Source organism: Pseudarthrobacter sp. O4, assembly GCF_050157025.1.
In the GTDB taxonomy this organism is placed as follows: Bacteria; Actinomycetota; Actinomycetes; order Actinomycetales; family Micrococcaceae; genus Arthrobacter.
In genome coordinates, this window is the sequence record NZ_CP189591.1 from 571,555 (window position 1) to 590,108 (window position 18,554).

Consider the following 18,554-nt stretch of genomic DNA (forward strand, 5'->3'; position numbering starts at 1 on the left):
GCCGCCGCGGACCTGCCCCGGTGCGGCCGTTGAGAGGCGGTGTGCGTCACAGCCGGAGCGCCTGGGGGCGGCGATGATCGACGTCGGGCCGCGGCGGCGGACGCTTCGGGGTCGGTGGGCACGTATCTGGCGCTGGCGGCGCTGAACCGTTTCGTCGCGCCGTGTTCGAAGCTGGCCTTCGGCAAATGGGGGCCGCCACCGCGGCGGACCGGTGGGTGAAACTCCCGGCCGGCCAAGGCCCTGGACCACCGCCGCTTCCGGGAAACGGAACCCCCTTGCTGACCAGGGCAAACGTCGCTGCCCCTGCCGCAACCCGGAAACTCGCGCTGGTCCTGGCCAGCGTGAACGGACGGCGACGACTAGTTGCCGCCGGCGCCGCCCTAAAATGTCGGTGCCTCCTGAGATGCTTTGGGTATGGAAAGCAGAACAGCCTGGAGTGCGGAAAGCAGGGAGGCCGTGGCGGCCGTCGCCGCGTCCGCTGCTGTGCTTGCTGCCTTCACCGGCGCCGGCGCGGACCGCCCTGATCCGCCCTGCGCCGATCCGCTGCGGAATCTGGCGGATGCTTGCCTGGACGGTCTCGCCGAGGTGGCCCGGCTGGAAGCCCGGACCGCCGCGCTGAAGGTGAGGCTGGCCGCCGAATACGTGCAGGCAACCAGGGCCCTGGCCTCACCGGCGGCGTCCCCGCAGGAACACACCGCCCAGGAGATGGCCCTGGTCGCCGAGGTCGCCTGTGGCCTGACCGTCAGCGAACGGACCGCCGGAGCCCTCCTGTCCGAATGCCAGGCCCTGACGACGGCGCTGCCGCTGACCCTGACGGCCCTTCAGGCCGGGACGATCTCCTGGCAGCACGCCCGGATCATCGTCGACGAAACCACCAGCCTGGATCCCGCCGGAGCGGCCGCGCTGGAAGCCCACTTCCTGGACCCCGGCGCCCCGAACCCCGCCCGCGGGTGCCAGGCCGGGGACCTCGTCCCGTCCCGGTTCCGCGCCAAAGCACGCGCCTGGCGGGAACGCCACCACCCGGTCAGCATCGAAAAACGCCACACCAAAAGCGCCGAGGACCGCCGGGTCGACTACATCCGGACCGGGACGGCATGGCCTGGCTCTCCGCCTACCTCCCGGCAGCTACCGCCGCAGGGATCTGGGAACGGACCACCGCCGCCGCCCGCGCCCTCCAGGGCCCGGCCGAGGCCCGGCCCCTGGCCCAGCTCCGCGCCGACATCACCGCCACCTGGCTCCTCACCAGCCACACCACCGGCACCGGCACCACCAGCGGCGGAACGGCCGGCGGCGGAACGGCCGGCGGCGGAACCGGCACGGGCGCGGGTGTGGCCGGGGGCGTGGCCGGGGGTGTCCCGTCCCCGCGGGCGCAGGTCCTGATCACCGTGCCGGTCCTGTCCCTCCTGGGCGCCACCGACGAACCAGCCACCCTCGACGGGTACGGGCCGATCCCGCCGTCGATGGCCCGCCGCCTGATCGCCGACGGCGCCGACTCCTTCCACCGCGTCCTGACCGACCCCCGCGACGGCGCACCCCTGGAAATCGGACGGACCAGCTACCGCGTCACGAAGGCCCAGCGTCAATGGCTCCGGCTCCGCGACGGCAAGTGCCCCTTCCCCGGCTGCAGCAACCACTCCCTGGACAACGAAGCAGACCACCTCCTGGCCTGGGCCGACGGAGGCAACACCGGCATCTCCAACCTCGGCCAGCCCTGCCCCAGACACCACCGCCTCAAACACAGCTCCGCCTGGACACCAACCGAAGCCAGCAAGGACAACCCACCAGGGTGGACCTCACCCTCAGGCCGGCACTACCCCAGCGAACACCAGGACTGGGAACCACCCCACTGGCCACACCACACCCTGACCACGGACACAGGCACGGACACCGGCCCGGACCAAGGCCTGCCCGCGGATCCGGGACATCATCCGGACCCGGCGCCAACCGGGCACCCCGGCCCGGATCCCGAACCGGAACTGCCCCCGGACCCCTTCCCGGACTGGCACCAATTCACGGCCTGGGACTCATTGCCCGCGGCAGACACGGACGATCCGGCGGGCTGGCCAGCGCCCCTCGACGACCCCGTCCCGGAATGGCTCCCGTTCCTGACGGCTTCGGTCAGCGCCTAGCCCGCCCATGCCGGGAAACGCCTGGGCAGGGGCAGGGCGGAATTGCACCCCCCGCACGTTCCGGAAGCCTTTGGCGAATCCCACCGCGGCTGGCGGCGTGGCGGATGTTTGTTTGGCCGGAATACTGCATGACCTAAAGTCATGGCTGGTTTGTATGAAGACGATCAACGGGAAGCCGTACTGGTACCTGCGTGAGATGGCACGGGTGGTGGCAAGCCGAATATGGTCCGGGAACGGTATCTGGGCACCGGGGCTGACATTGAGAAGCTGCCCGACGCCCACGAATCGGCCGTTTTACCGGCGCAGGCCCGGCCTCTGGGGGCCCGGCTGGCGGCGGAGGTCCTGGGCAAACGCATCCTTGTCACCACCCACGACCAGTGGCCAATCGCAGACGTCGTGGCCGCCTACCGGTCCCAGTCCGACGCCGAGTCAGCTTCCGCCAGCTCAAAGATCCCCACGTCGTCTCGTTCTCGCCCGCCGGGCCTAGCATGCCGGCCTCCACCTCTCCGTCCGCAAACTGCCTAGACCCCCACCAAGACAGCCCCTGGCCAGCACGTTTAGAAGCCTCACCCACGGAGGCCAGGGCAACCCGGCTTTGATCCGCCTCTTGGGTGCCGGGGCGCAGGCACCCTAGGCTCGTGTCCATGACAGGCCAAGATCCCCGTACCGGCGCGCCCGCGCCGTTGCCGCAACAGGCCAACCCCAGCTGGATGGGGCAAGTCCCGGAACAGCATTACCGCCCGGCGCCGGCCAATCACCGGGGCCAGCCCCAGGCCGCACTGCCTGCCGCGCTTCCGGCGGTCCGCGGCGGCCGACGCGCCCCCGGCAGAAGCGCTGCCGGCGTGGCCGGGCTCGTGGCGGCCGGTTGGGTGCTCGGCTTCATCGGCCTGTTCATGGTGCTGCCCTTTGTCCTGGGCAACACAGGCGTCGCGGGCTTTGTCATCGGCTTCGTGGCGTCGCTGCTGCCGCTGGGGGCCGTCCTGCTCGCCGTGCGCGTCATCGACCGCTGGGAGCCAGAGCCCCAGCGGCTGCTGCTCTTCGCCTTCATATGGGGTGCGGTCGTCTCGATTTCGGTGACCCTGCTGGTCCAGCCGGCCTTCTCGCTCGCCGTCGGGCCGGCTTCGGGCCTGGACTACCGGACTTTCGCCGTCACGGTCCAGGCCCCGGTGGTTGAGGAGTTCGCCAAGTCCCTCGGCCTGCTGCTGCTCCTGCTCTTCGCCCGCAGGCACTTCGACGGCCCGGTCGACGGCGTCGTGTTCGCCTTCACGATCGCCGGCGGCTTCGCCTTCACCGAGAACATCCTGTACTTCGGCCGCGCCATCGCCGAATCCAGCAGCCCGGGAACGGATCTCGCGGTGGTCATCTTCCTGCGCGGTGTCATGTCGCCCTTCGCCCACGCCATCTTCACCGGGACCACGGGACTCATCATGGGCTTCGCCGCGCGGCGCTGGCACACCGGCCTGTCCGTGGCCGCGTTCGCCGTGGGGCTGATCCCCGCGATGCTGCTGCACAGCGGGTGGAACAGCATGGGACAGGACTTCCTGGCCCGGTACATCCTGGTCCAGGTGCCGATCTTCCTGCTGGCGGTCGTGGTCATTGTGCTGCTGCGGGTGGCGGAGCGGAGGCTCACCCGCCAGCGGCTCAAGGAGTACGCGGCGGCTGGCTGGTTCACGCCCGCGGAAGTGGCAATGCTGTCCACCGGGGCCGGTCGTCGTGCGGCCCTGCGCTGGGCCGCGTCCATCGGCCGGGGACCGCAGATGAAGGCCTTCCTGCACGCCGCCACGCAGCTTGCCTTCACCCGGCAGCGGATCCTCAGCGGCCGGGACGTGCCGGCACACCAACTCGAGGAACAACGGCAGCTGGCCGACGTCGTCGCCCTCCGCGCCGCCGTCCTCCGCTAGCGGAAGGGACGGCGGAAAGTGAAGCTTCCAACAAAAAGAACCCCGTCCGGTGTGCGCCGGACGGGGTTTCCTCTTGCCTGATTCAGGCGAGCAGCGAAGGCTTCAGCTGCTGCAGGCGGCCGAGCAGGCCGTTGATGAACGACGGCGACTCGTCCGTGGAGAGGGTCTTGGCCAGCGCCACGGCCTCGCTCACCGCGACTCCGTCCGGGACGTCGTCGTTGTAGATCAGCTCCCAGGTGCCGATCCGCAGGATGATGCGGTCCACCGAAGGCATCCGCTCCAGGGTCCAGCCCTGCGAATAGGTTTCCAGGAACTCGTCGATCGCAAGCTGGTGCGACACGACGCCCTCGACGATTTCGAGGGTGTACGGGTTGACGATCTGGTCCGTCTGTTCGCGACGGGACTTCAGCACATCGAACGCCGAGACGGAGCGCTGCTCTGCCTCGAAGAGTACCTCCAGGGCCCGGTTCCGGGCCTTACCGCGGGCACTCACTAGTCGTTGACCCGGCCGAGGTAGCTGCCGTCGCGGGTGTCGACCTTGACCTTGGTGTTGTTCTCGACGAACAGTGGCACCTGGATCTCGTAACCGGTCTCGAGGGTGGCGGGCTTGGTGCCGGCCGAGGAGCGGTCGCCCTGCAGGCCCGGCTCCGTGTAGGTGATCTCGAGCACGACGCTCGGGGGCAGCTCGATGTAGAGCGGGTTGCCCTCGTGGATGGCGATGTTGACCATCTGGTTTTCGAGCATGAAGTTGGTGGCGTCGCCCACCGTGGGACCGGGGACTGTGAGCTGGTCGAAGTCCTGCGTGTCCATGAACACGAAGTCGGCACCGTCCTGGTACAGGTACTGGTAGTCGCGGCGGTCAACCGTGGCGGTCTCGATCTTGAGCCCGGCGTTGAAGGTCTTGTCGACGACCTTGCCGGACATCACGTTGCGCATCTTGGTGCGCACGAACGCGCCACCCTTGCCGGGCTTGACGTGCTGGAACTCAATGATGTTCCACAGCTGGCCCTCAAGCTTAAGGACGGTTCCGTTCTTGATGTCGTTAGTGGTTGCCACTGTATCCTCTGGTTTCCTTTGTGACTGGTTCTAGCTGCCAGCCGCTTATGCCAGGCAGGCATGCCAAACGGCCCGCCAGCGCGTATTTATCAAAAATCCAAGATCCATTCTACCGGTTCCCGCGGCTGGCTGCCGGACGGGGTATCAGGAGGCCTCGGGGACGGCCCCTAGGAGGCGAGATCCAGCACGTCCCGGGCGCGCTGAAGTGCCACTGTGGACGCGTAGATCAGGGCCGCGTCGGCGGAGCCGGCCACGCGCAGGTCCAGGGCGTTGGCGAAGGATTCGACGGCGGCGGCAATGTTGCCGCCGGCGAAGTAGGAGCGCCCCAGGTGCTGGCGGATGACGGCCTCGTCCGGGGTGCCCCTGGTTTCAGCCAGCAGCTGGCGGAACAGCTCCACGGCCCGGTCGGCGCGGTGGGTCACCCTGAGCACGTCAGCCTCGAAGATGCGCAGGCGCAGGGAATCCGGGTTCTTGTACCGGGCCTCGGCGAGCAGTTCGGCGGCTTCCGCGGCGTGCCCTTCGACGAGGCGCACGAAGATCAGGTCGCCGGGATCCTGCGAGCCGGCAAGCGCCGCGGCGCAGGCGTCCTCGTTGACGATCTCCGGCATCAGGCTGACCGGGTTGATCTTGATCCCGAGGAAGCCGCCGTCAGGCCAGTCGCTGGTGCCGCCCCTGGTGCCGTTCATCAGGAGGCGATCTCCTGGTAGGCGGCGAACAGCAGCGAGGTGTCCGGGACGTCGAGGATGCCGGGACGCCCGACGCCGTCGAGCACCACGAAACGCAGCAGGTCGCCGCGCGATTTCTTGTCCCTGCGCATGCCGTCCAGCAGCGCCTGCCAGCGGTCCCGGCGGTAGGTGATGGGAAGCCCGAGGCTCTCCAGGATGGTGCGGTGCCTGTCGGCGTCGGCGTCGCTGAGCCGGCCGACGCTGCGGGCGAGCTCCGCCGCGAACATCATGCCGACGGAGACGGCCGCGCCGTGGCGCCAGGAGTAGCGCTCGGCCAGTTCGATCGCGTGCCCCAAGGTGTGGCCGTAGTTGAGGATCTCGCGCTGTCCGGTTTCCTTGAGGTCCGCCGATACCACCCTGGCCTTGACGGTGATGGCGCGTTCGATCAGTTCGCGCAGTACGTCCGAGCGGGGATCGGAGACGGCGGCAGGGTCCTGTTCGATCAGCTCGAGGATGGCAGGGTCGGCGATGAACCCGCACTTGATGACCTCGGCCATGCCGGAGATGATCTCGTTCTTCGGCAGGGTGTCCAGGGTGTCCAGGTCGGCGAGGACGCCGGCGGGCGGGTGGAATGCCCCGACGAGGTTCTTGCCCTCGGCGGTGTTGATGCCGGTCTTCCCGCCGACGGCGGCGTCCACCATGCCCAGCAGGCTGGTGGGCATGTGGATGACCTTGACCCCGCGCAGCCAGGTGGCTGCCACGAAGCCGGCGAGGTCGGTGACGGCTCCGCCGCCGACGGCGACGACGGCATCCGAGCGGGTGAAGTCGTTCTGTCCCAGCACCTGCCAGCAGAAGGACGCCACCTCGATATGCTTGCCTTCTTCGGCGTCCGGGATTTCGGCGGTCAGCGCGGTGAAGCCCGCCGAGGCGAGTTCCTCACGGACGGTGTCGCCGGTGAGCCGCAGGGCGCGGGGGTGGATGACCAGGACCCGTTTGACGCGCTCCCCCAGCAGGGCCGGGAGGCCCGACAGCAGGCCGCGGCCCACCACGACGTCGTAGTTCTCGCCGGGCGTCTGGCCGGTTACCTTGATGACGGTTGATTCGGTAATCACTTTTCAACTTCCTTTGTCGCTGCCGGCATGGATCCTGCCGCGGTTTTCGCGGTGACGGGCCCACCCAGCGCATCTTCCAGCCGGTGTGCGATGTCCGGAACTGATCCGCTCCGGACGTCGATGACAAGGTCGGCCAGCCGCTCGTAGACGGGCCGGCGGGTGGCGAACAGTGCCTTCCAGCGTTCCATGGCGTCGCCTGCCAGCAGCGGCCGGCCGGAGTTCCTGGCAATGCGCTCTGCTACCGTCTCCGCATCGCATTCGAGGTACACCACGGTGCAATGTTCGAGCAGCTGCTGCGTTCCGGAGTCCAGCACGGCACCGCCGCCAAGTGAGATGACAGTGTTGGTGCCCTGGGCGTCCTCGATGGCCTGCCCCACGGCCCGGGCTTCCAGTTCACGGAAGGCGTGCTCGCCCCGGCCCGCGAAGATTTCGGCGATGGACCCGTGGTTCGCGACAATCACGGCGTCGGTGTCCACGAACGCTGCCCCCAGCTGCTGGGCGAGCTGTTGTCCGATCGCCGATTTACCCACGGCCATCGGCCCGATCAGCGCAATGGGCCGGCCAGTCTGCATGGCCGGCACGGCACTGTTTCCGGCCGGCACTACTGGCCGATCGAGTCCAGGGACGCCGGAATATTGTCCAGGTAACCCTTGATGTTGCGGGCGGTTTCCTGCACCGAATCGCCGCCGAACTTTTCCGTGACCGCTTCGGCGAGGACGAGGGCCACCATGGCCTCGGCGACGACGCCGGCGGCCGGGACCGCACACACATCGGAGCGCTGGTGGTGCGCCTTGGCGGGCTCCCCCGTGCTGACGTCCACGGTCCTGAGGGCGCGCGGCACCGTGGCAATCGGCTTCATGGCCGCGCGGACGCGCAGCACGTCGCCGATGCTCATGCCGCCTTCGATGCCGCCGGCACGGTTGGACGTGCGGATGATCCTGCCGTCCGCATCCTTGACGATCTCGTCGTGGGCGGCCGAGCCGCGCCGGGAGGCTGTGAGGAAGCCGTCGCCGACCTCGACGCCCTTGATCGCCTGGATGCCCATCAGCGCGCCGGCAAGGCGCGAATCGAGGCGGCGGTCCCAGTGGACGTAGCTGCCCAGTCCCGGCGGCAGCCCATAGGCGAGCACCTCGACCACGCCGCCAAGGGTTTCGCCCTCCTTGTGGGCGACGTCAACCTCGGCCACCATGGCGTCCGAGGTTTCACGGTCGAAGCAGCGCAACGGGTCGGCGTCGAGGGCCAGGACGTTGCCCGGGACCGGCAGTGGACGGCCCTCGGGAACGGCGGTGCTGGCGATCGACACTGTGTGGGAGACCAGCTCGATGCCGAGTTGCTTGAGGAAGGCCGAAGCGACAGTGCCGAGGGCTACGCGGGTGGCGGTTTCACGGGCGCTGGCGCGCTCCAGGACCGGTCGCGCCTCATCGAAGCCGTACTTCTGCATGCCGGTGAAGTCCGCGTGTCCGGGCCGGGGGCGGGTCAGCGGGGCATTGCGCGCCTGGTCGGCGAGGATTTCGGGGTCCACGGGATCGGCAGACATGATCTGCTCCCACTTGGGCCATTCGGTGTTGCCGATCTGGATCGCGACCGGTCCGCCCTGGGTCAGGCCGTGCCGGACGCCGCCGAGGATGGTGACCACGTCCTGCTCGAATTTCATCCGGGCGCCGCGGCCGTAACCGAGCCGCCGGCGGGCCAGCGCATCGGCGATCCCGGCGCTGGTGAGTTCAACACCGGCGGGGACGCCTTCGATAATTCCGACCAGGGCCGGACCATGGGATTCTCCGGCAGTCAACCAACGCAACATAGATTCCATCCTGCCATGTAAGGAGCTCAGAACACCCGTCGGGGCGCCCCCACTGCGTCACACATCACATCTATGACTTCCTCCGGGACGGCGTCGCCGAGCCGGGTGAAATGGCGTACCTGTTCCAGCGCCTGGTAGATCAGCATCTCGAGTCCGGGGACCACGGTGCCGCCGGCATCCTGCCAGACCGCCGCGATCCGGCTGGGCCAGGGATCATAGGCCACGTCCAGCAGCACGCCGGGGCGGTTCCGGCCGGTTTCCGGGCTACGCTCCCCCGCCTGTGCCTGTCCAAATTCCGGCCCGAATTCCTGCCCAAATGACTCCGCCAGCTCCTCGGCCAGCTCCGCGGCCAGCGTGTCCGCGGCCCGCGGCGGCAGGGTGGAAATGACGACGTCTGCGGCGGCGACGGCGGCTGCCGCGCCGGCGATCGGAAGCACACGGACGGGCAGCCCGACGGCGGCGGAAGCGGCGCGTGCTTCGGCGGCGCGGCCCACGTCGCGCACGAAGACGTCTACGGCGGCGGCCCCCAGTTCCTTCAGCGCTGCGATTGCCGCTGCCGCTGTTCCGCCGCCGCCGAGGATGGCGGCAGCGGGTGCGGAGGCCGCGCCCGCGTGACGCAGGGCGTTAACAATGCCGGCGACGTCCGTGTTGTAGCCGATCAGCCGGGGGGATCCCGTGCTCTCCCGGAAAGGGCCGACGCCGGAAGGGTCTCCGCCGGGGGCGCCGGGTTCGAAGGCGACCGTATTGATGACGCCCAGGGCGCGGGCCACGCCGCGGACCTCATCCACCTCTGCGACCATTGCGGTCTTCAGCGGCATGGTGACCGACAGACCCCGCCAGCCAACGCCGCGCCGAACATCGTCCCGTAACCGGGCCATGAAGGCCGGCAGCTCCGCCTCCGTCACGTCGATCGCCGAGTAGCCGAGCTCAACCCCCAGATGGGCATAGGCAGCCCGGTGCAGCGCGGGCGACTTCGAATGGCTGATGGGATGCCCAAGGACGGCGGCCCGGAGCGTCATACGCAGCGGCCCGGGTTGGCCTCGCACCAGGCGTTGTACTTTTCCACGTAGCCGTTGTGCTCGGCGAGGGTCTTCGAGAACTTGGTCTCTTTGGTGTCCAGGTTGATGGTCACCCAGTAGAGGTAATCGTTGGACTTGGGCTTCGCAGCGGCGTCAATGGCCGTCTTCCCTGGTGAACCGATGGGCCCGGCCGGCAAGCCGGTGTTGGCGTAGGTGTTGTACGGGTTGGACTTGTCGGTCTTCTGCGCCTCATCGATGTGGAAGCTCCGGATCCCCAGCCCGTAGGTGACCGTCGCATCGGACTGGATCAGCCCGTTGGTTTCGGTGTTGTCGGGCTTGAGCCGGTTATAGACCGCACCGGCCACGTCCCCGTATTCAGCCTGGCCGCCTTCCGCCTGGACGATGCTGGCCACCGTGACGGCGTCGTACTGCTTGGCCTGGTCCGTGACGCCCTGTACCTTGAGTTCGTCCAGGGTGGCGGACACGAGCTTCTGCAGGATGTCCTTGGCGGGGGTGCCGAGCGGGAACCGGTATTCACCGGGGGCGAGGAAGCCTTCGAGGTTCTTTGACTTCGCCGGAAGGCCGAACTGGGCCGGGGAATCGCTGAGTTCCTTCAGCTGCGGGGCGGGAACTCCGGTGCCCTCGGAAATCGCCTGCAGGGATTCGCCGATCCTGAGGCCGGCGCTGAGGGCGAAGTACATGACCTTGCCCTTGTCCTTGTTCAACAGCACGTCCACGGCGTCGGAATTCTTCATTTCGGTGCGCAGGGAGAAGTCTCCCGGGCTCAGCGCGCCGCCGGAGGCCGCAAACTCCTTGAGGAAGGCGTCTGCGTTGGCGACGACCTTCTTGTCCTGGAGTTCCGTGGCGACGGATTTGGGGCCGGCACCTGGGGGCACGGTGATGGTCACCTCGCCGGTTCCCGGTCCCGGGTAGTCGGCCACCGTATCGCCGCCGAGGAGGGGTTTGACTAACTGTGCCCCCACGACGATCGCCACCACGAAGACCGTCAGGCTCAGCACGAGGGCGAGGAAACGGCGCCGGCGGCGGATCTTCTTGGAAGGGCCCTTGGCGGTCCGGATGGCGGAAGCTCCGGCCATCACCTCATGCCCGGCTTCCTCGTGGTGATAATCAGGGTCGCGGACAGCTTCATCGGCGTAGACAACATGGGCCTCGTCGTCGGGGTGGGCCTCGTAGCCGTGGTGTTCAGCCCCGTGGTGGGTCTGGTAGAAGTGCTGCTGATCAGCTGCGCGGTGCGGTTCAGCCTCAGGGGAGATGCCGCCGGCATACTCGTGCCCGGCGTCTTCGTCCACGGCGTCTTCAGGCACGGCGTCTTCGTGCCCGGCGTCTTCGTCCACGGCGTCTTCGTGGGCCGCCTCTTCGTGCACGGTGGGCTCAGCGGCGGGGAGCTCCGGGGCGTCGGCCGTCGCAATAGGCTCGGAATGCCGGGGAGGGCCGGGCGGCTGCGTTTGGGGCCGGGCTGCTTCCGGCTGCGGTTCGGGGCGGTTCGGGGCGGATTCGGCGTCCGGCGCCGGACGGGGCGGCGGCGCCGTCGGGCTGTCCTGCCCGGTCTCAAAGGCCTGCGGCGGGATGGCTTCGTGACCCTGGGTCAGAAGAGACTTTTCCCGGGCCCTGAGCTCTTTGCGCGTCAGCGGTCGGCCGGAGCCGCCGAAAGCGTCACCAGAGGAGTCGTCACTGTTGACCGGGCTCACTGTAGCCTTCCATTTGGTGCTGATTGCGTTGGGCAGATTGCGTGTGTACGTCCGGGGCGGCGTTCGCGCCATGCCCGGTTGGCCCCGGAGCGGTCTCCGCGTAGACGCGGCTTCCGATCTCCGTTCCCCTGGCCTTTTGCATATCGATCGCGTGTTGCAGGATACCTGCGGCCGCAACCTGATCAACTACCTTACGGTGATTCCTGCTGCCCACGCCAGCTTCGTGCAGGTTGCGGTGCGCGGTGACCGTGCTCAGCCGCTCGTCGACGAGCCGGACCGGGACCTCGGAACCGCGGTCCCGGAGGGCACCTGCCAGCAGCTTTGCGTAGTCCGTGGCCATCCGCGCGGAGGCGTGCTCTTCGCCTTTCATCGTCCGCGGCAGGCCCACGAAGATCTCGACGGCATGGAGCTCTTCGGCCAGGGCCGCGAGGATCCGCACGTCGGTGTTCTTCTTCGAGTTCCGTTCCAGCGTGCGCAACGGCGTCGCCAGGATGGCGTCGCGGTCACAGACCGCGACGCCGACCCTGACAGTGCCGACGTCCACCCCGAGTTTCACGCCCTGGGGGTAGACGCCGGGCACTGCAGCTCCAGTCACTGGTATTTCCGCTAGCGCCGGGTGATGGCGTCCACGACGGCGGCGAGGGCCGCGCCGACCGTGGACGCGTCCGTGCCGCCGCCCTGGGCGACGTCGTCCTTGCCGCCGCCGCCGCCGCCGAGGATGCCGGCGGCGAGGCGCACCAGGGCGCCCGCCTTGACACCGGCTGCGCGGGCGGCTTCGTTGGTGGCGACCAGGATGACGGGACGGTCGTTGCTGACACCGGCCACCGCGACGGCGGCAGGCGCGGAACCGAGTCGGGTCCGCAGGTCCAGGGCCAGGCCGCGCAGATCATCCGCGCCGCTGACCTGGCCGGCGTCGTGGGCGATGACCTTAACGCCGGCGGCGTCCCTGGCGGTGCCGGCAAGCTGTGCGGCGGCCGCCGTGAGCTGCTCCCTGCGCAGCCGCTCAAGTTCCTTCTCGGCCGTCTTGAGCTTGGTCAGGGTGGTGGCGATCCGGTCCGCGAGCAGTCCGGAGGGAACCTTGAGCATTTCCGTGAGCTCTGTGACGAGTGCGCGTTCGGCGGCGAGGTGCCGGAAGGCGTCCATGCCCACGAAGGCCTCGACGCGGCGGTTTCCTGAACCGACGGACTGTTCCCCGAGCAGGGACAGGCTGCCGATCAGAGAGGTGTTCTCGACGTGGGTGCCACCGCAAAGCTCGCGGGACCAGGCGCCGTCGATCTCCACGACGCGGACCTCGTTGCCGTAGTTCTCACCGAAGAGCGCCATGGCGCCGAGGGCCTTGGCCTCGGCGAGGCCCATGACCTTGGTATCCACCCGGAAGTTGTTCCTGATGGCGATGTTGGAGACTTCCTCGATCTCGGAGCGGGTGGCGGCGCTGAGGCCCTCGCCCCAGGCGAAGTCGAAGCGCAGGTAGCCGGCTCTGTTGAAGGAGCCGCGCTGCAACGCGTCCGGGCCGAGGATCTGGTGCAGGGCCGCGTGCACGATGTGCGTTCCGGTGTGGGCCTGCTCGGCGGCGTGGCGGCGTTCCCGGTCCACCGCAGCCTGGACCAACGAGTCGGCACCGATTTCACCCTCACGGACGATGGCCTTGTGCACGCTGAGGCCCTTGATCGGGCGCTGGACGTCCAGGACCTCGACGACGAAGCCGTCACCGGTGATCAGGCCGGTGTCGGCTGCCTGCCCGCCGGCCTCGGCGTAGAACGGGGTTTCGGCGAGGACGAGTTCGATTTCATCGCCCGTGGAGGCCTGCGGGACCTTCCGGCCGCCAGCCAGGATGCCCCGGACCTTGGATTCGCCGGTGAGTTCGGCGTAGCCGGTGAAGACGGTCTCGCCGGCGGACAGCAGCTCCTGGAACGCGCTGAGATCGGCGTGGGAGCCCTTCTTGCCCTTGGCGTCGGCCTGGGCGCGTTGGCGCTGTTCGAGCATGAGCTTGCGGAACTCGGGCTCGTCGACCTTCAGCCCGGCCTCCTCGGCCATTTCGAGCGTGAGGTCGATCGGGAAGCCGTAGGTGTCGTGCAGGGCGAAGGCGTCCGCGCCGGAGAGCGGCCGGCCGGCGGCCTTGGACTCCTGGACGGCGTCCTCGAGCCGGGCCGTGCCGGACGCGATGGTGCGCAGGAACGCCCTCTCTTCGGCGTAGGCGATCCGGCTGATCCGGTCGAAGTCCGTCTCCACGATCGGGTAGACGCCCTTCATGGCGTCGCGGGAGGCGGGCAGCAACTCCGGCAGGCAGGCCTTTTCGACGCCGAGCAGGCGCATGGAGCGCACGGCGCGGCGGATCAGGCGGCGCAGCACGTAGCCGCGGCCCTCGTTGGAGGGGGTGACGCCGTCGGCGATCAGCATCAGGGCCGAGCGGATGTGGTCGGCAACGACGCGCATCCGGACGTCGTCGGTGTGGTGCGGGTCCTCGGCGGACTCGGCAGAGGTGTACTCCCGGCCGGAGAGGGCGGCAGCCCTATCGATCACGGGGCGGACCTGGTCCGTCTCGTACATGTTCTCGACGCCCTGCAGGATCATCGCCAGGCGCTCCATGCCGAGGCCGGTGTCGATGTTCTTCTTGGGCAGTTCGCCGGTGATGTCGAAATCCACCTTGGAGCGGACGTTATCGATCTGGTACTGCATGAACACGAGGTTCCAGATCTCGACGTAGCGGTTCTCGTCAGCGATCGGGCCGCCCTCGACGCCATACGACGGCCCGCGGTCGTAGTAGATCTCGGAGCAGGGGCCGGCCGGTCCGGGCTGGCCGGTGGACCAGTAGTTGTCCGCCTTGCCCATCCGCTGGATCCGCCCGGCCGGCATGCCGGTGTTCTTCAGCCACAGCTGCTCGGCCTCGTCGTCCTCTTCGTAGACGGTGACCCAGAGTAGCTCCGGCGCCAGGCCGTAGCCGCCGTCGTCAACGCTGCTGGTGAGCAGCTCCCAGGCGAACTTGATGGCGTCTTCCTTGAAGTAGTCGCCGAAGGAGAAGTTGCCGCACATCTGGAAGAAGGTACCGTGCCGGGCTGTCTTGCCGACTTCCTCGATGTCGCCGGTCCGGATGCACTTCTGCACGCTGGTTGCCCGCTTGTAGGGGGCTTCCTCCCGCGCGGTCAGGTACGGAATGAACGGAACCATGCCGGCCACCGTGAACAGCAGGGAAGGGTCGCTGGAGACCAGGGAGGCGGAGGGAACCGCCGTGTGGCCTTTGCTGACAAAAAAGTCGATCCAGCGCTTCGTGATCTCCTGCGACTTCATGAGCTGATTACTTACCCTTCATATTCACTGCGTTCGTGGTCCACGCGTGTACTCCGCGGAACAATGTGGTTCCGGTCCGCGGACCGGCCTGGCCGCCCGTGGCAGGGTGCGGCCCTTACTAATTCTCTCCCGGCTAGCGCCGGACTGCATCCCGGCGGTCGGCGCCCTTGTCGGCGCCCTTGCCAACGAAACTGTCGGCGTCTCCGTCAATGCCAGTGTCAACGCCCAGGGCGCGGCGCAGCTCGGTCTCCCGTTCGTGCATGCCTTCACGCACGGCGCCGGCGAAGTCGTACAAGCCGTCGGCGAGCCGTCCGACGGCGCGGTTCAGGCCTGCGGGGCCGAGATTGGACTGGGCCTCGGTGACCTTGCGGAAGGCGATGACGCCGATGGCGACGCCGATTCCCATCCAGATGATTCTGTTCATGTCAGTTTCTCCAGCTGGGCTTAGCGGCTGCGGCGGCCGGTGGCGGGCTTTTTGCGGGCGGTGAAGGCGGAACGTACGCCGTAGCTGAAGGCCGCAACCTTGATCAGCGGCGACCCCACCGTGGCGGCCACGAGGGAGGACAGCGCCGAGATGTTGGCAGAGGCGTCCGAGACGTTGGAGGCGATCCCGTCGACCTTCTTCAGCTGCTCATTCGTGGTGGAGACGGTGGCGGTGACTTCGTCCATCAGCGGGGTGGCGCCGTCGCTGATCGAGCGGATGGACGTCCGCACCTCGTCAAACACTCCCCCGAGCTTCAGAATCGGCACGGCGAGCAGCAGGACCAGCAGTGCAAACACTCCGGCCGCGATCAGGCCGGCAATATCGCCACCAGACATAGACGTTCATCTCCTTGTTGCGTCGTATTCCTGCAGCGTGCTCCGACTGACACAGCCGGCAACCGCAGAACTCCCCCAAGTACCTTACATACAAAGAAGCCCGCGGCGCTTGCCACGGGCTTCCTTGTAAGGTGTTGCGTTGGATCTAGCGTGCGTAGAATTCCACGACGAGCTGCTCTTCGCAGGTCACGGGGATTTCGGTGCGCTTGGGGCGGCGCACGAGGCGGGCCTGCAGGGCGTCAAGCTTGACGTCCAGGTAGGCCGGAACCATCGGCAGGACGTCGCGGTGCGCGCCGGCCGCCGCAACCTGGAGCGGGACCATGGTTTCGCTGCGGCTGTGGACGTGGACCAGCTGGCCCTCGGAGACGCGGAAAGACGGGCGGTCAACGCGGATGCCGTCAACCAGGATGTGGCGGTGGACAACCAGCTGGCGGGCCTGGGCGATGGTGCGGGCGAAGCCTGCACGCAGCACGAGGGCGTCGAGACGCATTTCGAGCAGTTCGATCAGGTTTTCACCGGTCAGGCCCTTGGTGCGGCGTGCTTCTTCGAAGGCACGCGTCATCTGGGCTTCGCGGATGCCGTACTGGGCGCGCAGACGCTGCTTTTCGCGCAGACGTACGGCGTAGTCGGAGTCCTGCTTCTTGCGGGCACGGCCATGCTCACCGGGGCCGTACGGGCGGCGCTCCATGTACTTGGCGGCCTTGGGGGTCAGAGCGATGCCGAGCGCACGCGAAAGGCGGGCGGTACGGCGAGCACGAGTGTTGTTAGCCACTTGTGTCCTTCCAATATCTGCGGTGTGTCAGTGTTACTGGCCTCCACGATGGAGAGCATCGGCCAACCGCTGCCTTTTGCTACTGGGCACAGGGCAAACCCCATCAAATCAGCATCAGATACTGAATTCGGTGGGATTGTGCGTCCGTGCCTTGCCAGACAACGAATAAGCCTACCATGGCGGGGCTGGCGGGCCGTCAGGTCCTGGCGTGCACGCCCCGGCTGCTGCGCCGCCCGAACGAGGCCGCTCCGAGGAATTCCACGGCCACGAAGGATGTGGCCCCCACCACCCACTCATCATGGCCGGGCGGGATCGCGAACGTATCGTTGGCATGGATTGTGGAGCGCAGCCCGTCGGAGGACTCCACTTCCATCGCCCCGGAGACGCAGAATCCGAGATGGTGATGCTGGCACAGTTCGGTCTGTTCGAAGGGTTTGATGCATTCGGACCACCGCCAGCCCGGACCGAGAATCAGCCGGGCCACGGAATAGTCATTCACGGTAACAAGATCGAATTCGGCTTTCTCCGGGCACCGCTTCTTGTCCGGGGCATCAAAGGACTTAACAGCCATGGTTGTGACGAAATTTACGGGCATTGGATACGACCTGTGAACTGGGACGGAGCAACCCGGCGTGGAACCAGGCGACTGACGTGCCGGCCGCCGACCTGAGGTCCGGGAAAGCGAAGAACCGGCAATATGTGCCGCTGTCCCCCCAGCAAGGCACGCACGTGCAGCAGATCCTTGCTCACGTAATTCCACGTTAGACCTCCCGGAGGGGAAGTCAACGGGCAGTTTCCGTGCCCGCCGGTCATTTGCCGCGGATGATCTTCCGCAGCCGCTCCAGCCGGGTGGAGATGTCGCGTTCCGCGCCGTTGGCGGTCGGCTCGTAGTAGTTGCGTCCCACCAGGTCGTCCGGCGGGTACTGCTGGGTGGCCACCGAGTGCGGTGCGTCATGGGCGTACTTGTAGCCCTTCCCGTGGCCCAGCTGTTTCGACCCCGGATAGTGGGCGTCGCGCAGGTGCGCAGGGATGCCGTTGCCCAGCCCGGCCCGGACATCGGCGATCGCCTGGTTGATGCCCAGATAGGCGGCATTGGACTTGGGCGCCGTGGCGAGGTGCACCACGGCCTCGGCCAGGATGATGCGGCCTTCCGGCATGCCGATCAGCTGCACGGCCTGCGCCGCGGCGACGGCGGTCTGCAGCGCCGTCGGATCGGCCATGCCGACGTCCTCGGCCGCAGAGATGACAATGCGCCGGGCCACGAACCGCGGGTCCTCCCCGGCTTCGAGCATCCGGGCCAGGTAGTGCAGGGCGGCGTCGACGTCGGAGCCCCGGATGGACTTGATGAAGGCGCTGGCGACGTCATAGTGCTGGTCGCCGGCGCGGTCGTAGCGCACGGAGGCGACGTCAAGGGCCCGTTCCGTGTGCTTGAGCTCGATCGTGACCGGAGCCGGTTCTCCCGTACCGGCCGTGCCGTCGGCGTCGTCCGCGTCGCCGAACGCGACGCCGGCGGCCGCCTCAAGCGATGTCAGCGCCCGGCGGGCGTCCCCGCCGGAGAGCCGGACAAGATGTCCCAGGGCCTCGGCGCTGAGTTCGACCTTGCCGCCCAGCCCGCGGAGATCCGCTGCGGCCCGCAGCAGCAGCCCCTCGACGTCGGCGTCGGTGAGTGGCTTGAGGGTCAAGAGCAGGGACCGGGAGAGCAGCGGGGAGACGACGGAGAAGGACGGGTTTTCGGTGGTCGCGGCCACCAGCACCACCCAGCGGTTTTCGACGCCGGGCAGCAGCGCGTCCTGCTGGGCCTTGTTGAAGCGGTGGATCTCGTCCAGGAACAGCACGGTGGTGGTCTTGAAGAGGTCCCGGGCGGTCAGGGCCTCCTCCATGACACGCCGGACGTCCTTGACGCCGGCGGTGATGGCGGAGAGCTCCACGAACTTCCGGCCCGGACCCTTGGCGATCACGTGCGCGAGAGTGGTCTTGCCGGTGCCCGGGGGTCCCCAGAGGATCAGCGAGCTGGGGCCGGCGGGGCCGGTGGCGTCCGTGCCGGCAGCGAGCTGCCGCAGCGGTGATCCCTGGCCGAGGAGATGCTGCTGGCCCACCACGTCATCCAGCGTCCGGGGCCGCATCCGGACCGCGAGCGGGCTGCGCGGCGAGGAGGGGCCGCCTGCGGACTGCCCGTCGCCGGACTCCTCGGCATCGCCGTCGTTGTTTCCGCCGGCACTGTCCTGCCCTGCGCCAAAGAGATCATCCACATAGATAGGCTACTTCTAGTTCCCGACCGCACTGCAC

The 18,554-nt window shown here is 68.1% G+C and carries 15 protein-coding genes and 2 pseudogenes; 2 read left to right on the forward strand and 15 right to left on the reverse strand.

What is annotated here, in order from left to right:
• Positions 1-414: 414 nt before the first annotated feature.
• Both ACQCSU_RS02565 and ACQCSU_RS02570 read left to right on the forward strand, forming a co-directional pair.
• Positions 415-2,129 (forward strand): annotated as a pseudogene (locus ACQCSU_RS02565) (DUF222 domain-containing protein).
• A gap of 644 nt (positions 2,130-2,773) precedes the next feature.
• On the forward strand, positions 2,774-4,030 hold the full coding sequence (locus tag ACQCSU_RS02570) for a PrsW family intramembrane metalloprotease (protein ID WP_426978089.1): 1,257 nt from the start codon (positions 2,774-2,776) through the stop codon (positions 4,028-4,030).
• 82 nt (positions 4,031-4,112) lie between these two features.
• Here the strand turns inward: ACQCSU_RS02570 and nusB are convergent, their stop codons facing one another.
• The 15 genes and pseudogenes from nusB to ACQCSU_RS02645 form a co-directional block, all read right to left on the reverse strand.
• Positions 4,113-4,523, reverse strand: coding sequence for a transcription antitermination factor NusB (gene nusB / locus ACQCSU_RS02575; protein ID WP_426978091.1), 411 nt, complete (start codon positions 4,521-4,523; stop codon positions 4,113-4,115).
• Positions 4,523-5,086 carry an elongation factor P gene (gene efp / locus ACQCSU_RS02580; RefSeq protein WP_136322650.1) on the reverse strand — a complete coding sequence of 188 codons (564 nt, stop codon included), beginning with the start codon at positions 5,084-5,086 and terminating at the stop codon, positions 4,523-4,525. Before efp ends, nusB begins: the two co-directional genes overlap by 1 nt.
• A gap of 167 nt (positions 5,087-5,253) precedes the next feature.
• Positions 5,254-5,772 carry a tetratricopeptide repeat protein gene (locus ACQCSU_RS02585; RefSeq protein ID WP_426978092.1) on the reverse strand — a complete coding sequence of 173 codons (519 nt, stop codon included), beginning with the start codon at positions 5,770-5,772 and terminating at the stop codon, positions 5,254-5,256.
• A complete protein-coding gene (gene aroB / locus ACQCSU_RS02590) occupies positions 5,772-6,863 on the reverse strand; it encodes a 3-dehydroquinate synthase (RefSeq protein WP_426978093.1) in 1,092 nt (363 codons plus the stop codon). The genes ACQCSU_RS02585 and aroB overlap by 1 nt, the downstream gene beginning before the upstream one ends.
• Entirely contained in the window at positions 6,860-7,435 is a 576-nt protein-coding gene (locus tag ACQCSU_RS02595) for a shikimate kinase (RefSeq protein ID WP_426979922.1), read from the reverse strand. Before ACQCSU_RS02595 ends, aroB begins: the two co-directional genes overlap by 4 nt.
• Before the next feature lie 29 nt (positions 7,436-7,464).
• Positions 7,465-8,664 carry a chorismate synthase gene (aroC, locus tag ACQCSU_RS02600; protein WP_426978094.1) on the reverse strand — a complete coding sequence of 400 codons (1,200 nt, stop codon included), beginning with the start codon at positions 8,662-8,664 and terminating at the stop codon, positions 7,465-7,467.
• A gap of 26 nt (positions 8,665-8,690) precedes the next feature.
• Positions 8,691-9,683 (reverse strand): shikimate dehydrogenase family protein, encoded by a 993-nt coding sequence (locus ACQCSU_RS02605; protein WP_426979923.1) that lies wholly within the window; start codon positions 9,681-9,683, stop codon positions 8,691-8,693.
• Positions 9,680-11,392, reverse strand: a complete 1,713-nt coding sequence (gene mltG / locus ACQCSU_RS02610) for an endolytic transglycosylase MltG (RefSeq protein WP_426978095.1) — start codon at positions 11,390-11,392, stop codon at positions 9,680-9,682. Before mltG ends, ACQCSU_RS02605 begins: the two co-directional genes overlap by 4 nt.
• Positions 11,373-11,987 (reverse strand): Holliday junction resolvase RuvX, encoded by a 615-nt coding sequence (gene ruvX, locus ACQCSU_RS02615; RefSeq protein WP_426978096.1) that lies wholly within the window; start codon positions 11,985-11,987, stop codon positions 11,373-11,375. The genes mltG and ruvX overlap by 20 nt, the downstream gene beginning before the upstream one ends.
• Positions 11,988-11,998: 11 nt before the next feature.
• Positions 11,999-14,677 carry an alanine--tRNA ligase gene (gene alaS, locus ACQCSU_RS02620; protein ID WP_426978097.1) on the reverse strand — a complete coding sequence of 893 codons (2,679 nt, stop codon included), beginning with the start codon at positions 14,675-14,677 and terminating at the stop codon, positions 11,999-12,001.
• Between the two features lie 214 nt (positions 14,678-14,891).
• A pseudogene (locus ACQCSU_RS02625) lies at positions 14,892-15,101 on the reverse strand (hypothetical protein); the annotation flags it as partial.
• A gap of 20 nt (positions 15,102-15,121) precedes the next feature.
• A complete protein-coding gene (locus ACQCSU_RS02630; RefSeq protein ID WP_354241058.1) occupies positions 15,122-15,496 on the reverse strand; it encodes a DUF948 domain-containing protein in 375 nt (124 codons plus the stop codon).
• A gap of 145 nt (positions 15,497-15,641) precedes the next feature.
• Positions 15,642-16,268: a 30S ribosomal protein S4 gene (gene rpsD, locus ACQCSU_RS02635; protein WP_354241056.1), complete on the reverse strand. Its 627-nt coding sequence runs from the start codon at positions 16,266-16,268 to the stop codon at positions 15,642-15,644.
• A gap of 196 nt (positions 16,269-16,464) precedes the next feature.
• Positions 16,465-16,863: a cupin domain-containing protein gene (locus ACQCSU_RS02640; RefSeq protein ID WP_426978098.1), complete on the reverse strand. Its 399-nt coding sequence runs from the start codon at positions 16,861-16,863 to the stop codon at positions 16,465-16,467.
• Positions 16,864-17,077: 214 nt separating this feature from the next.
• Positions 17,078-18,517, reverse strand: coding sequence for a replication-associated recombination protein A (locus ACQCSU_RS02645; RefSeq protein ID WP_426978100.1), 1,440 nt, complete (start codon positions 18,515-18,517; stop codon positions 17,078-17,080).
• Positions 18,518-18,554: the final 37 nt, after the last annotated feature.

What these genes read in the sequence shown, in the direction of transcription:
- ACQCSU_RS02570 (WP_426978089.1), top strand. Translation starts at nt 2,774, where the DNA reads ATGACAGGCCAAGATCCCCGTACCGGCGCGCCCGCGCCGTTGCCGCAA.
- ACQCSU_RS02585 (WP_426978092.1), bottom strand. Translation starts at nt 5,772, where the DNA reads ATGAACGGCACCAGGGGCGGCACCAGCGACTGGCCTGACGGCGGCTTC.
- ACQCSU_RS02595 (WP_426979922.1), bottom strand. Translation starts at nt 7,435, where the DNA reads ATGCAGACTGGCCGGCCCATTGCGCTGATCGGGCCGATGGCCGTGGGT.
- aroC (WP_426978094.1), bottom strand. Translation starts at nt 8,664, where the DNA reads ATGTTGCGTTGGTTGACTGCCGGAGAATCCCATGGTCCGGCCCTGGTC.
- ACQCSU_RS02605 (WP_426979923.1), bottom strand. Translation starts at nt 9,683, where the DNA reads ATGACGCTCCGGGCCGCCGTCCTTGGGCATCCCATCAGCCATTCGAAG.
- alaS (WP_426978097.1), bottom strand. Translation starts at nt 14,677, where the DNA reads ATGAAGTCGCAGGAGATCACGAAGCGCTGGATCGACTTTTTTGTCAGC.
- ACQCSU_RS02630 (WP_354241058.1), bottom strand. Translation starts at nt 15,496, where the DNA reads ATGTCTGGTGGCGATATTGCCGGCCTGATCGCGGCCGGAGTGTTTGCA.
- ACQCSU_RS02640 (WP_426978098.1), bottom strand. Translation starts at nt 16,863, where the DNA reads ATGCCCGTAAATTTCGTCACAACCATGGCTGTTAAGTCCTTTGATGCC.